The following is a 14,816-nucleotide window of genomic DNA, read 5'->3' as shown; positions in this document are numbered from 1 at the left end:
TTTTGAGAAATACAATTGATACATTAGTCCTTGTTTTTCCAAAATTTATTTAGGAAAAATATACTGATTTTATTTATTTTATATAGTATTATATTAACTATATATTGAAAGAATCCGTTTTTTAATCCTTTGTTTGGATATTGTAGCATTGTATAATAATAGAAATGGAGCAGCGGGGTATGGGAATAAAAACTAAGGGCTTTTTGGATGGCAGGCTATGGATTTTCATTTTGGCGGTCATTATCGTGCCAAACATGCTGGAAGAGTTGCTAAGTCAAATCTTTAAATGGAAATTTGATAATGACCTCTGGTATGAAATTGTGGATACTACTGTGTTTCTCATCTTTGCCACTCCGATTTTTATCTATTTGATTAATCGGATGGATGTATATGCGCGAAGGCTGGAATACCAATTGGTCGTTAACTCGCGGGTAAGTGACCAATTGAGAAGGATGAATGATGAGCTTAGTTATAATGCGAACCATGATGATTTGACTATGCTGCCAAACCGAAGACAGCTCTTTCGCAAATTGGATCAAATTACAAATGAAGATCGAGTGAATGCCGTCTTATTCCTGGACTTGGACCGCTTTAAAGTCATCAATGACACGATGGGCCATTTATATGGCGATATCTTTATTCGGCAAGTGGCAAAGCGCCTTCGCGAGCATTTGCCTCAAACGTTTGAAGTGTTTCGTCATGGCGGAGATGAATTTGTCGTACTTCTGAATCATACGAATCAGTATGAAGCGGAAGGGATATCAGCAGATCTTCTCTCCATATTCAGCGAACCGTTCATTATTAATGGAGAAGAAATTTTCACAACAGCAAGTATCGGCGTGAGTCTGTTCCCTAAAGACGGACGAGATGCAGAGACGTTACTGAAAAATGCGGACAAGGCGATGTATGAGTCCAAAGAAAAAGGAGGCAATACATACAGCTTTTATTCCGCCCAGACGGCTGTCGGCGATGTCCGGAAGATGAAACTAGAAAATGGCTTGCGAACTGCAGTTGACTCAGGCCGGCTAGAGCTTCATTTTCAACCAATAGTGAAGCTGTCCACTGAACGGATGGAAGGGGTGGAAGCGTTAATTCGCTGGAATCATCCAGAACTTGGATTTATTCCACCCAATGAGTTTATTTCAATCGCCGAAAAAACAGGAGCAATCATTCCAATCGGCAAATGGGTTCTTGAAGCTGCATGCAGTCAAGTGAAAGCTTGGCAACTCGCAGGACACCCTCATTTGAGTGTGGCAGTGAATGTATCAATCCGCCAAATCAATGAACCGGGATTTGTAGAATTCATTGAAGATGTCTTAAAGAGGACAGGCTTGTCGCCAGATCACTTGGATATTGAAATAACAGAATCACTCATGCAAAATGACGAGTCGATTACGATATTAAATGAGTTGAAAAAGATCGGAATCAATATTTCCATGGATGACTTTGGGACCGGCTATTCTTCGCTGAGCATCTTGGGTTATCTGCCGATAGACCGATTAAAGATCGATCAATCATTCACCCAGGATATGCTTCAGCATCCGCATACAAAATCCATTGTAAAAACAATCATCGATATGGGGCGGAATTTGGGGTTAACCCTTGTCGCAGAGGGGATTGAAGAGGAGACACAGGCTCAAGCGCTGCGAGAATTCGGATGCGATTATGGGCAAGGCTACTTTTACAATAGGCCGCTGACAGCAGATCAGATGGAGGCCTGGCTTCAAGGGGAATATTTGGCACAGTAAAGGGGGGAGGTTCCGTTGACAGAAACGGACAATCAATTGTTGAATAGGATCTTATTTGAAGGCATAAAGGAAATGGTGATGGTAATCGGGGTACGGGATAATGAAGAGCTATATTACGAATACATAAACCGTGCCGCGATGGAGAGAACATGGCTGACTGCAGAAGCGATCGGCAGACCGCTAAGGGAAGTAGAATCACCAGAAAAATTCGAGTTCTTTCGTTTGAACCATCTGCACGTAATCCATACGAAGCGTGAGTTCCATTATGAAGATTCCTACGAAATGGAGAATGGGGAGATGTACTATTCCTCTGTCCGTCTCGTCCCGATGTTGAATGAGGAAGGACAGGTCACTCATATTGTAATCCATGCCCATGATATGACCGCAATGAAAAAAGCGGAACGCGACCTGGCCAAGTCACAGGAGAAGCTGCATGAAACGGAAGACCAGTTCCGGATCATCGCGAATCATTCACGGGATTTGATTGTCATCCTCGATATCTACGGCAAAGTTGAATATATTTCGCCATCCTGCACCGAGGCGCTCGGATTCAGTGAGGAAGAGATCATGGCAAGGCCGTTTCCTTATTTTATACACCCCGAAGATCGATCGGGTCTAGTGAATGCGTTCACCGATTCGCTTCGGAAGCAAAGGCATTTTAAAGTGAAATTTCGGATGCGCAATAAATGGAATGAATGGATATGGTTCGAGATTTACGGCTCCCCCGTGTTCAATGAACAGCATCGCATCAACCGTATTGTGGCGATTGCACGGGACATTTCGGTGGATAAGCGGTCGGAGGAACAATTGCGTTATTTCGCCTACCATGACATGCTGTCTGATCTTTGGAACCGCCGTGCATTCTATGAACATCTTGCTGATGCATTGCAGCGGGAACAGTATCGGCGAGAGGGACTGGCACTTTTGTTGCTCGATATCGACCGGTTTAAATGGATAAATGATCAGAATGGCCATGATATTGGGGATCAGGTCATTGCTGAATTCAGCAAACGATTGAAAGGTGCGGTCCGCCGGATGGACACGGTGGCGCGATTTGGCGGCGATGAATTTGCTGTGCTTCTGCCGTCGGTCGGTTCACGCGAGGATGCTTATGCAGTCGCGGAATCAATCCAGAGAGCCATCGCGAAGCCATGGGTATTCACCGACCGATGTCTTTTAGTCACTACGAGTATTGGACTCGCTGTGGCGGAGGGTAATATGACAGACGATGAATTGATCAAACAGGCAGATTTGGCTTTGTATGAAGCGAAGGAATCTGGCCGGAATTGCTGCATAGGTTAAGCTCGAATAAACAGGCGATTGCTGAATTAGGAGCAATCGCCTGTTTTTTGTGCTTGCATCTTGCGAGAAACGATGTTCATTTTGCTGATTAGATAAGTGATTAATGCTGTTATGCCTTCTACTAACGGAAATACCCACCAAATAGCCTGGCCTCCAAGGAACTTCGGTAAAAGAATGAGGACCGGAACGAAAAGTATAATGCTCCGCAATAAGACAATTCCGGTTGCTAAACGAATTCGCTCAATGGATTGGAAAAACTCCGCATAGACCAGATTAACTCCGAGGAATAGATAACCGATCGCGAAATGGGCAAATCCTTGTGTGGCAATTTGCTGAATCTCCACTGTACTGTCTCCGAACAACGAGATGATTTGGCTCGGAAACAGCATGATCAAGGTAGCTGTAACGACACCGAAAAGCACAGAAGTCATAATGCCGATTTTCAATAGGGCTTTTAATCTGCCTGTCAAACCAGCGCCATAGTGGTAGCTGACGAGTGGCTGTAAGGCCATTCCGATACCATAGAACACCATCAAAAGGACAGCGTGGACATAATTGACCATCGCATAGGCTGTCACGCCATTGGCACCCATGTAGTGTAAATAGGTCACATTATAGAAGATGATGATGACGGCCATAGAGGCTTCAACAACAAAGCTGGGCAGGCCGATGGAAATGATTTTCATCGTATCGTGCCAGTTTAGAAATCCTGGAACAAATTTCAGGTTGGCCCGTTTCCAAAAGAAATGAAGGGACAACACCATCAGGCCTGCAACTGTGGACAGTGCAGTAGCAAAAGCCACGCCTGTTACCCCGTAATCAAATACAAAAACGAATAGATAATTCAATAGGATATTGAGAATAGAAGTTGTAATCAAGCCCATCATCGCAAGCTTCGGATTCCCGTCATTTCGAATAAAGATGCTTAACAGGTTTTCGGTCGTGTAAAATACACCAAATAGTAAAATGACACGCAGGTATTCATGAACATAAGGATAGGTTAGGTCGCTTGCTCCGAATAAATAGGAGATGTCCTTTAAGTTAATCAGCAGCACGCTCACTAAAGACAAAACGATAAGGAGCATTAGGCCGAATGATAATGTAAATATTTTTAATGCGCGTTTTGTCTGTCCCTCGCCGAGCGAGATGGAATAGAGGGTCGCGCCCCCCATACCGATCCAAAGAGATATGGAGAGTAAGATAGAGAAAATGGGAACGGCTATATTGACTCCTGCGAGCGCTGTTGGACCCACGCCATGACTGACAAAAATACCGTCAATTAAAATATTGACCGACATAAGCGTCATTCCGATTAGCGAGGGAATCAGATAGGATAAAAACAATGGCCGGAGTGGCCGGCTTTCAATGTGATTCATCGTTGTCATGTTTGTGTATCTCCTTCACCATTACCTTCTCGCCATTTTCATCCAGCTCACCATTAAAAGCGAAGCCGAATTTCTTGTATAAATGAATAGCGGCTGTATTCGTCTCATACACACTTAAAAATAGCTGGCGACAATCATACAGATCGGTTAAATAGCGTAAAAGGAACTCTAAAAAGTGTTTACCTAGCCCTTGATGCTGATAGCGTTCATCAATCAAAAAGCGGTCCAACCAAACACGCTGCTCATTCTCTGCATGCGGGAACATGCCGTACATGGCGAATCCGACAGCCCTATCCTCCATGTACAGGCCGACCGGAATAAACCGACGGTCGTGTTCTGCTTCTTGCAAGCATTCCAGCGTACTCTCAATAAAGCCCTCCTGCTCATCTGCAATACGTAATGCTAAAATTTCTTCTTCGTTAAAATCGTCACGAATTTCCGTGAACATAATGTCAAAACCTTTCTCTTTCAATGGGGCTACCTACAATGTAGGGTATATAGTAACTATATAGTCAAGAGGAGACGTTGAAAATTGAGTATTCGAAAAGAAAAACTGTTTACCACTGGTGAATTTGCTGACCTTTGCAAGGTCAATAAGCAAACGTTGATCTACTATGACCAAATCGGATTATTGGCTCCGATCATGAAAGATGAAAAGGGGTATCGGTATTATTCAATTGCCCAATATGAATTTTTTAGTGTCATTGAACTGTTAAAAGCAGTCGGAATGACATTAAAGGAGATTCAAGAATACATGGCAAATAAATCGCCCGAGAACTTTTCGGACTTAATGCGTCTGCAAAAAGAGGTCGTATCAAAGAAGCGCCAGGAACTCGAGATGATTGAAAATATGATTCTTGTGAAATCAAAACTAATCGAAGAGGCATTGGATATTGAATTCGATAAAACCTCGTTAGAATACTTGCCAGAATGCACAATGTATTTAAGTGATACGATAGAAAATTCGACGGAGGAGCAATTTGTTGCAGCCGTCTCGGATTTTATTGAGGAATTGTATCGTGCCCAGCTGGATTCGGGTTACCCAATTGGCGGAATGACAAAAAAGGAGAATGTCCTAAAAGGGGATTATTCAAATTACAGTTATTTGTATATGGAGCAGCCGAATCCAAGGGAGGGCCATCCCTATTTCAAAGCGGTCGGAGGCAGCTTTCTAGTCGGCTATCATATCGGGACGGCTGACACCATATCGTCCACCTATGAACGATTATTGAGTTACATGCAGCAACATGGATACTGTCTTGGACAATACGTGTACGAGGAATATATCTATGATGCGGTACTGAAAAACCGGGAGGAAGAGTATGTAACAAAAATTATGATGGAGGTCACGACAAATGAAAAAGGATAGATTGGTTGAAAATCATCCCAATCTGTCCTTTTTTAAGTCGGTTTATTCCAGTTATCCGCGAAATCCTCTAGGGGCTTACAGTGCAACCTTGTAAACATTGGCATATAGAATTTCTCTGATCTGGCTAAACTCCTCTTCGGTAATCAGACGGGGATAGCTCATAATGTACAGGGGCAGGTCTGCTTGCCCTTTCTGCAGTGGCGGCTGTACATAGTCGAAAGGATTGAGATGAAACCCTAATCGCTCGTAAAAGCCTATTCTACGTTTGGCAAGCTCCGTATCTGGAAGCTCAACCTCCAAAATCACGGGTTTTAATGACTCTTCTAGATAGCTGGCCATCAGTTTTCCGCCTGTACCGCTTCCACGCATGAAAGGGTCGACTGCGATATGTTCTACAAAGCGGAATGCTGTAAATTCCCATGAGGCAATAAATGCGATGATTTGGTTATTAGTATCCGATTTCGTCACAAGTCGGTAATGCGGATCAGTTAATAATGCTTTCTGTCCCTCATATGTCCTCCGCTCGCTAATCGGAAAAGATTCCTCCATCAATGCGTATAGTTGATCAAACTCTCTCCCATCAAACATTCCATTCACTCCTTCGCATCTACTTAAGGATAAGCTGTACCCTACAGATTACTACGAAATTCGATCAATTTCTGCATAGCCGTTTTCTTAAGTCGATTTTCGTCATTTTTACACAGGAAGCATGTTTCCATACTTGCATTCCCTTCGGATGCAACATCAGGCATTCTCCCGTATAATCGGGTTATGAAGAAAGGGGATTTTTTTATGTCCAAATCAGTCGTATTAGCCGAAAAACCATCCGTGGCACGGGATATTGCGCGGGTGCTTGGCTGCAATAATAAAGGGAACGGCTTCTTGGAGGGGCCGCAATATATTGTTACTTGGGCGCTGGGCCATCTTGTAACGCACGCAGATCCAGAAAGGTATGGCAATGAATATAAGGAGTGGAAGTTGGAGCTTCTTCCGATCATTCCGGAGCCTTTCAAATTAACGCCGATCCGTCAAACATCAAAACAATTCAATGCGGTAAAGGCGGTATTAAAACGAAATGATGTGAAAGAGGTCATCATCGCAACGGATGCCGGCCGGGAAGGGGAGCTGGTGGCCCGCTGGATTTTGGAGATGGCCAAAAACCGCAAGCCAGTCAAGCGTCTTTGGATTTCTTCGGTCACGGACAAGGCGATTAAAGATGGCTTCCGGAACTTGAAGGACGGTAAACAATACGAAAATCTGTATGAAGCGGCAGTTGCCCGTGCGGAAGCCGACTGGGTTGTAGGAATCAATGCAACGCGCGCGTTAACCGTGAAATATAACGCGCAGTTATCCACGGGGCGTGTTCAGACACCGACCCTTGCAATGATCGCGGAACGGGAAAAACAGATTCGGGATTTTAAACCGAAATCTTATTACGGCTTGCAGGCTTTAACGGAGTCGACCCGCTTCACATGGCATGATCAAGCAGGGCAGACGCAATCCTTCCAAAAGGAAGCTGTGGAAAAGGTGCTTGCACGTCTTGATAGCATTCATTCTGGAAAAGTGAAGGACGTAAAAACCACGCCGAAGCAGCAGCCGGCCCCTTCCTTGTTCGACCTGACGGAGTTACAGAAAGAAGCACATCGCCGCTGGTCTTGGTCTGCAAAGGAAACCTTATCAACGCTCCAAAATCTTTATGAGCGTCACAAAGCGGTAACTTATCCACGGACAGACTCCAAGCATTTGACTTCCGATATGGCGGGTACGTTGAAAGAACGGATCAAAGCGGTTGATATTGGTCCTTACCGGAAATCAGTGAATACTTTGTTGCGCAGTGGCCAAGTAAAGCCGCAAAAAGGGGTCATTGATGACAAAAAGGTCTCCGATCACCATGCGATTATCCCGACAGAGGAAACGCCGGTTTATCAGGACTTATCCGACAAGGAACAGCGTCTGTATGATTTGATCGTCAAACGGTTTTTGGCTGTGTTCTTCGGCCCGTTCCGCTATGACCAAATGACAGTGGAAGTCGAAATTGGTGGAGAAATGTTCAAGGCAAAAGGCCGGACGGTGACCGACGAAGGATGGAAGGCCGTTTATTCAACGGATGAAGACGAAGAGGATACAGACCGGCTTCCGGCATATAAAAAAGGTGATGAAATCAAGGTCAGAGCGGTTGTTATGACAGACGGACAGACAAAACCGCCTGCGCGTTTCAACGAAGGGACATTGCTTGCCGCAATGGAGAACCCGGCGCAATTCATGGCAGGGGAATCAAAGGATTTGATTAAAACGCTTGGTGAAACAGGCGGTCTTGGAACAGTCGCAACAAGAGCCGACATTATCGAAAAGCTATTCAGTTCGTTCGTCATCGAGAAAAAAGGCAATGACATCTATACAACTTCCAAAGGAAGACAGCTGCTCGAGCTCGTTCCGGATGATTTGAAATCGGCGGCGTTAACAGCCGAATGGGAACAGAGTTTGACGAAAATAGCTGCCGGCAAGATGAAGAAAGACGTGTTCATGAAGGACATGATTGATTTCTCGAAAAAGACCGTTAAGGAAATCAAAACGGATGATAAGAAATTCCGCCATGATAACGTAACGGGGAAAATGTGCCCGGATTGCGGCAAACCGTTATTGGAAGTGAACGGGAAGCGCGGCAAGATGCTCGTCTGCCAAGACCGGGAATGCGGCCATCGCCGGAATGTCTCTACATTGACGAATGCGAGATGCCCGAATTGTAAAAAGAAATTGGAGCTGCGGGGAGAGGGCGACGGCAGGATCTTTGTCTGTAAATGCGGACACCGGGAGAAGCTGTCCGCTTTTGAAAAACGACGCAACCAGTCAGGCGGGAAGAAAGCCGACAAGCGGGATGTGCAAAAGTATTTGAAAAAGCAGGAAGAACCGGAAAATACAGCAATGGCAGATGCGCTAAAGAAACTATTTGAAAAGTAAATTTTAGCTCTTTTGTCTGATAGTTCGCTAAGTGAATAATGGATATAATTTCTTTATTACGAAGTGGAGGGAGATTTCCTCTACTTCAACAGATCGTGTAAAAGGAGCGGCCTTGTAAGAGGCCGGCAGGAGGTGAAGGAACATGAACGCCATTATGACGTTCGCTTCAGCAGCAGACCAGATGCAGCGGTACGACGCAGCGCGCAGACGAAACGCCGAACACGCTTATGACAGACAATCCGAATACAACGGCCGGCATCAAAAGACGCTGGCCGATTTGGAAGCGCTGCTGCTCGGAAAAAAAGAGGCGGAAGCACAGCAGTTTGTAAAATTGGGTGCTGGACAGATGAAACAAATCACCCCGCCACTCGGAAAGACACTGGAAGAAACGATCGACCTGTGGCGAGAAGTCCGGAGGGAAGCAAATTCGGTCTCTGAACCAACAACCGCCGATCACCAGCTCGCCGCCACAGCATCCGCAAAAATCCGGGAAACCGAAGCCCGTCTCGCGATGCAAAAGAAAGCCAAAGTGAAATTAACAGAACTAACCAAGCAGCAGGAACGCAACTCGGTCATCATGCCCCAGCCTTCTGCCGACCACCGTTCATTCAAAATCACGGCGGAAAAACAATTCGCCAAAGCCATCTCCGCCTACACCATCCAGGTCGAAGCGAAATCGAGAGGCTACGGACTCGAAGGACCGCAATACTACGTAAGTGCATAAATGGAAAAAGGCTGTCCTACTAGCAGGACAGCCTTTTTCCATAGACAATAATGAGGGAAGCAATAAACACGAGCCCCCCTCGGAGAGAAAACTAGGAGTCCTGGGGTTTACGAGCGGTTATAGAAATGAGCATTCGAGGAGATATACGAGCGGTTGTAGAAATATATGAGCACTCCAGGTATACGAGCGGTTGCAGAAATATACGAGCACTCCAGGAGATATACGAGCGGTTGTAGAAATATACGAGCACTTCTGGAGATATACGAGCGGTTATAGAAATATACGAGCACTCCAGGAGATATACGAGGGTTGCAGAAATATACGAGCTGTTGAAGCGAAGATACGAGCGGTCTTGGAAGAGTTGATGTGTCCAACGGATATACGAGCAACCAGGGGGAAACATTTTAAACAGTCTTCATGTTGTAAGCTTTGGCTTATGCATAGACTTTGGGTGTTTAATTAGGCGTGTTCCTTGGAAAGCCGCCAATTCGCGGGGAAGTGATACGTCGTCTATACTTCATGGCGCGCTGAATGCTTTTAACCAATCAAAGAATTGATGGGATGGTTGAAATTATGCCATTCTGGAAAATATACGAGCTGTTTGGAAGCATATACGAGCGGTTGGAAACCAGATACGAGCTGTTCCAGGATTATACGAGCGGTTGAGTCAAGATACGAGCTGTCCCAAGATTATACGAGCGGTTGAGCCGAGATACGAGCTGTTCTAGAAATATTCGAGCGGTTGGGTCACCAGATATTAATTGTCATTCAAATAAGCAACTATAAAGGAGGGTGCCGGATGGCGAAGAAGAAAGCGGTTAAGACCAATGCAGTGCGATTGTTGGAAAATGAAGGTGTTCTGTTCGAGGTAATTGAATATGATATGAGCGATGGCCAGCTGGACGGGGTGTCGGTTGCAGAGAAGACCGGACAGCAGGCGGACTTGGTGTATAAGACACTCGTTACGATTGCTGCCCCTTCTGAGTTGTTTGTTTTTATCATACCGGTTGCGGAAGAGCTGGATCTAAAGAAGGCGGCCAAGGCGGCGGGCGTGAAGAAGTTGGAGATGCTGCCGCTGAAGGATTTGACGAAGGAGACGGGGTATGTGCGTGGCGGCTGTACGGCCATCGGGATGAAGAAGCCGCTGCCTGTCATCATTGATCAGTCTGCGGAGCCGCTTCCGACTTTTATCGTAAGTGCGGGAAAGCCCGGTTTGCAAATGAAGGTGGCGCCGGCGGATTTTGCCCGGGTGGCCAGTGCTTCTTTTGCTGCAATAGTGAAAGGGTAATTGTGTTTCATCCGTTTGGCCGGCATCCCCTTTGTGGCGATTGTAGAAGTGTAATTGCTTCACTTCAAAGAAGTGTGCCATGGCATATCTGTAGCGCTGCATCAAATGGGATCTCATATTTGCTAGAGTGCACTTGCATGTTACTATTAAAGAAATGGAAACGCTGCTATTTGTGATGGCTGCGTGAATAATGTAGTTCGGTGGTGTTCTGCCGCGAAGCGTATGGCAGTCGACATAGATAAACAAGTAGCCCTGCGAACGGGCTTGGAAAGAAGAATGCGAATGAGAAGGATATTTGTGTGGCGCTGGGTGTTTTTTCTGGTGGGCATGATGATTATGTCGCTTGGGATCTCGATGACCATTAAAGGGAATCGGCTGGGCATTGGGCCATGGGATGTGCTGCATGTCGGGTTGTACCGGAATTTGGGGTTATCGATCGGTTCCTGGAGTATTATAACGGGTTTTATTATCATCGTCAGTACGGCGATTGTTCTCCGGCAATGGCCGAGACTTGGGACGTGGTTGAATATGTTCATGATCGGCCTGTTCATCGACTTATTCAATTGGCTGCTCCCGGATTTCGCCTCGCTTGGAGGGCAGGTGGTCATTTTTACGCTTGGTGTAATTGTGACGGCCTATGGGGTAGGGGTCTATGTTTCGCCAAATGTTGGGGCGGGTCCCCGGGACAGTTTAATGCTGATATTTGTGGAAAAGCTGGGGGTCAGTGTGAAGGTCGTACGGACCAGTATTGAGGTCGTCGTCGCCATCATCGGATGGATGCTCGGGGGACCAGTTGGAGTGGGTACTGTTCTGATCGCGCTGTTGATCGGACAAATTGTCCATTATGCTTTGCCCCAATGTCGTAAACTGTTATTAAAAATTGCCCGTGAAGAGGACGAGGAAGTTTTATTCAGAAGATAATATACATAGCTGCAAAGACGCTCTCCAAAGGGTGTCTTTTCTTTTTGTGAATCAATCTAGTACAAGCCGTGCATTTTTTCAAACCTTGGGCATAAGTTAGATTTAGGTTATTCAGATCGATTTGGAAAGGATGGTTACGATATACGGGACAATTACGGAATATATGGGGACGGCCTACACGGGGCATGGAATCTCACATAAATATGACAAGTTGATTGACACGGCAAAGCATGTGATCTTTTTAAAGAGTGCACCGACGAATGCATTATCCCCGCTTTTGCAGGATATCGCATCTCATTTTATCAAGCGGGGCTTGTTTGTTGATCGTTTTATGAATCCGATTCAACCCGATAAGACAGACGCTGTGTATGTCAGAGGGGAGAATTTGCTTATTTTGCAGGCATCCCATCCGGTGGCGGTGGAGCCGGTTGAACTCGGCGGGCGGCATAAAGTCGTTAGTTTTTATGACGTGTATGATGACAGGAAGTTAAAAGAGCTGAACGACCGGGTCGTGGCCACGAAGGCGGAAGCAGAGGAAGCCTTGCAAAAAACGTTATCCTCGCTTTCGGAGGCGAAGCATATCCATGATGATTGGGAAGCGGTCAATATTGTGCGGATGATGTGGAGGGAACATGAGCAGCTGATCGAATCCCTGAAGCAGGAATTGTTCGGTTCCATGAAGCTGCATAAGGAATCGGGCGTGGCCCACCGAATCATCGGATCATTGTCGGCAGGAGGAGCAAAGGATTTCATTCCGTCGATTACGTCTCGCGCAAAACGGCGGCTCCTGATCAAAGGATTGTCCGGTTCGGGAAAATCAACGTTAATGAAAGCACTTGGCAAAGAAGCAGAGCGGCGGGGCATCGATGTGCTGTACGGCTGGTGCGGGTTAGATCCGGCGAGTGTAGATCTAGTGTTATTCCCGGAACTTTCCGTTTGTCTATTTGATGCGACCAAACCGCATGAATATGAGCCGGAATTAAAAGGTGATGAAATATTGGATCTCCTATCTCTGTGTGCGGAAGATCCCGAGGCTGAAGAGAAAGTCGCGCCGATCGAGGAAGCGTATAAAGAAAAAATACTGGATGCTTCCGGTTATATGCATGCTTATGCAAACGCAATGCGAGAAGTAAAGACGTCCCTTGACTCAGCGATTGACCAGAAAGTCTTCGCTGAACGGGAAGCTGCCGTTTGGGATCTCCTGCCTTCCTAAGATGTATCTTTCAGCGAAACGCCCACAACTATGCTAAAATGAGGGCACCACTCGTTTGAAAGGAAGATCACATTGTCGAAAGCATTGCATTCATTTTTAGAAGAAAACTTAAAAGAATTACGCGATCAAGGCCTATATAACGAAATTGACCCAGTTGAAGGTCCAAACGGTCCTGTCATAACAATTAATGGCAAACAACTGATCAACTTATCATCCAATAACTACCTCGGTCTGGCAACAAACGAGGATTTGAAAAAGCTTGCCATTGCGGCAACTGAAAAATACGGTGTCGGAGCAGGAGCGGTCCGGACGATCAATGGAACGCTTGATATCCATGTGGCGCTTGAAAAGAAATTGGCGGAATTCAAAGGAACGGAAGCGGCCATTTCCTACCAATCCGGCTTTAACTGTAACATGGCAGCCATTTCTGCTGTTATGAATAAAAACGACGCGATTCTTTCTGATGAATTGAACCATGCTTCTATCATTGATGGATGCCGTCTTTCCGGGGCGAAAATTATCCGTGTCAAACACCAAGACATGGATGATCTCCGCGCGAAAGCAAAAGAAGCGACTGAATCCGGCCAATACGGTAAAGTGATGTACATTACGGATGGGGTATTCTCCATGGACGGGGATATTGCCAACCTGCCGGAAGCGGTTAAAATTGCTAAGGAATTTGACTTGATCACCTATGTGGATGATGCGCATGGATCAGGTGTAACTGGTAAAGGAAAAGGAACGGTGAAGCATTTCGGTTTGGAGAAAGAAATTGATTTCCAAATCGGAACACTTTCCAAAGCAATTGGTGTTGTCGGTGGTTATGTGGCCGGTACGCAGCAATTGATCGACTGGTTGAAAGTCCGTTCCCGTCCGTTCTTGTTCTCTACAGCACTTCCTGCAGGCGATGTGGCCGCTATCATGGGAGCGCTTGATAAAATCATGGAATCCACGGAGCTTCATGACAAGCTTTGGGATAATGGCAACTACTTAAAAGCGGGATTGAAGAAGCTCGGATTTAACATCGGAGCGTCCGAAACGCCGATCACTCCTTGTATTATCGGAGAGGAAAAATTGACGCAGCAATTTTCTAAGCGGTTGATTGAAGAAGGCGTCTACGCTAAATCGATCGTGTTCCCCACAGTACCAAAAGGCACAGGACGAGTGCGTAACATGCCGACTGCAGCCCATACAAAGGAAATGCTTGATGACGCGCTGGCTATTTACGAGAAAGTCGGAAAAGAACTAGGTGTCATTCAATAATAAAACGGATGGGCTCACGCCTGTCCGTTTTTTATTTTGGCTTCATGTCAATTAATGCCTAAGCCTATATAGGAAGGTAGATAGGGGTTGTAACAAGATTGAAATAATACGTGAATAGTTCTTCCTAAAAAAATTCTGCAATCTATGCATATATTAATAGAAAGAGGGTAATAACTTAGTATAAATGCGTGAGGTGAATTCTTTGAGATATAACGAACACGTACAACTGCTGCAACGGAATGGCAGAAAAGGCCCTTCCATTGTCAGATTCAGATATGACAAAATAAAAAAAGCGATGTTGCATATAGCCGGTGAAAAAGACTGGATTTCATTTGATGAATTATCGAAAAAGACGTTGAGACGGCTGACGCCGTTTGACGGGAACAATCAATGGTACATGGAAGCGCTCGTGACTGATTTAGAGGCACGCGGGTTATTTGAATGCTCGCAAGTCAATGGTGATCTCTTTATCCGAAAACTGGGCTAAATGAAAACCCGCCAGAGTGAACTGCACCCCAATTGTTAGACACCATCTAACAATTGGAGGTGCATTTTTTCTATGGCTAAATTTACTGCAGAAGATAAGTTACAAGCAGTTAATCGTTATTTAAATGGCAGGGAAAGTTCAATTGAAATAGCTAAGTC

At 45.5% G+C, this 14,816-nt stretch carries 13 protein-coding genes; 10 read left to right on the top strand and 3 right to left on the bottom strand.

Going from position 1 to position 14,816, the window contains the following annotated elements; all coding sequences use genetic code 11:
- Positions 1-179 precede the first annotated feature (179 nt).
- Together NCCP2222_RS09685 and NCCP2222_RS09680 are read left to right on the top strand one after the other, a co-directional pair.
- The gene (locus NCCP2222_RS09685) at positions 180-1,748 is read left to right on the top strand and encodes a putative bifunctional diguanylate cyclase/phosphodiesterase (RefSeq protein WP_248511866.1); all 1,569 of its coding nucleotides are present in this window, start codon (positions 180-182) and stop codon (positions 1,746-1,748) included.
- Between the two features lie 15 nt (positions 1,749-1,763).
- Positions 1,764-3,050 (top strand): diguanylate cyclase domain-containing protein, encoded by a 1,287-nt coding sequence (locus tag NCCP2222_RS09680; RefSeq protein WP_248511865.1) that lies wholly within the window; start codon positions 1,764-1,766, stop codon positions 3,048-3,050.
- Positions 3,051-3,076: 26 nt separating this feature from the next.
- Here the strand turns inward: NCCP2222_RS09680 and NCCP2222_RS09675 are convergent, their stop codons facing one another.
- Both NCCP2222_RS09675 and NCCP2222_RS09670 read right to left on the bottom strand, forming a co-directional pair.
- Positions 3,077-4,435 (bottom strand): MATE family efflux transporter, encoded by a 1,359-nt coding sequence (locus tag NCCP2222_RS09675; protein ID WP_248511858.1) that lies wholly within the window; start codon positions 4,433-4,435, stop codon positions 3,077-3,079.
- A complete protein-coding gene (locus NCCP2222_RS09670) occupies positions 4,413-4,883 on the bottom strand; it encodes a GNAT family N-acetyltransferase (RefSeq protein WP_248512540.1) in 471 nt (156 codons plus the stop codon). The genes NCCP2222_RS09675 and NCCP2222_RS09670 overlap by 23 nt, the downstream gene beginning before the upstream one ends.
- An 84-nt stretch (positions 4,884-4,967) precedes the next feature.
- On the opposite strand from NCCP2222_RS09670, the gene NCCP2222_RS09665 reads away from it, so the two are divergent.
- Positions 4,968-5,804 (top strand): MerR family transcriptional regulator, encoded by an 837-nt coding sequence (locus NCCP2222_RS09665; protein ID WP_248511856.1) that lies wholly within the window; start codon positions 4,968-4,970, stop codon positions 5,802-5,804.
- 75 nt (positions 5,805-5,879) lie between these two features.
- On the opposite strand, the gene NCCP2222_RS09660 is transcribed toward NCCP2222_RS09665, so the two are convergent.
- On the bottom strand, positions 5,880-6,392 hold the full coding sequence (locus NCCP2222_RS09660) for a GNAT family N-acetyltransferase (protein WP_248511854.1): 513 nt from the start codon (positions 6,390-6,392) through the stop codon (positions 5,880-5,882).
- Positions 6,393-6,596: 204 nt separating this feature from the next.
- Here NCCP2222_RS09660 and NCCP2222_RS09655 point away from each other — a divergent pair, with 204 nt between their 5' ends.
- The 7 genes from NCCP2222_RS09655 to NCCP2222_RS09625 all read left to right on the top strand — a co-directional run bounded on the left by NCCP2222_RS09655 (position 6,597) and on the right by NCCP2222_RS09625 (position 14,658).
- The gene (locus NCCP2222_RS09655; protein WP_248511853.1) at positions 6,597-8,762 is read left to right on the top strand and encodes a DNA topoisomerase III; all 2,166 of its coding nucleotides are present in this window, start codon (positions 6,597-6,599) and stop codon (positions 8,760-8,762) included.
- Positions 8,763-8,904: 142 nt separating this feature from the next.
- On the top strand, positions 8,905-9,486 hold the full coding sequence (locus tag NCCP2222_RS09650; protein ID WP_248511852.1) for a hypothetical protein: 582 nt from the start codon (positions 8,905-8,907) through the stop codon (positions 9,484-9,486).
- 799 nt (positions 9,487-10,285) lie between these two features.
- Entirely contained in the window at positions 10,286-10,774 is a 489-nt protein-coding gene (gene ybaK, locus NCCP2222_RS09645) for a Cys-tRNA(Pro) deacylase (protein ID WP_248511851.1), read from the top strand.
- A gap of 282 nt (positions 10,775-11,056) precedes the next feature.
- Positions 11,057-11,695 carry a YczE/YyaS/YitT family protein gene (locus NCCP2222_RS09640; RefSeq protein WP_248511850.1) on the top strand — a complete coding sequence of 213 codons (639 nt, stop codon included), beginning with the start codon at positions 11,057-11,059 and terminating at the stop codon, positions 11,693-11,695.
- A gap of 130 nt (positions 11,696-11,825) precedes the next feature.
- Positions 11,826-12,908 carry a hypothetical protein gene (locus NCCP2222_RS09635; RefSeq protein ID WP_248511848.1) on the top strand — a complete coding sequence of 361 codons (1,083 nt, stop codon included), beginning with the start codon at positions 11,826-11,828 and terminating at the stop codon, positions 12,906-12,908.
- Positions 12,909-12,980: 72 nt separating this feature from the next.
- Positions 12,981-14,171: a glycine C-acetyltransferase gene (locus NCCP2222_RS09630; RefSeq protein WP_248511846.1), complete on the top strand. Its 1,191-nt coding sequence runs from the start codon at positions 12,981-12,983 to the stop codon at positions 14,169-14,171.
- A 202-nt stretch (positions 14,172-14,373) separates the two neighbouring features.
- A complete protein-coding gene (locus NCCP2222_RS09625; protein WP_248511844.1) occupies positions 14,374-14,658 on the top strand; it encodes a DUF6958 family protein in 285 nt (94 codons plus the stop codon).
- The last annotated feature ends 158 nt before the right edge of the window (positions 14,659-14,816 follow it).

The organism is Sporosarcina sp. NCCP-2222 (assembly GCF_023168145.1).
GTDB lineage: Bacteria > Bacillota > Bacilli > Bacillales_A > Planococcaceae > Sporosarcina.
Note: the sequence above shows the minus strand (reverse complement) of the source record. Positions and strands in the feature narration are given on the sequence as shown.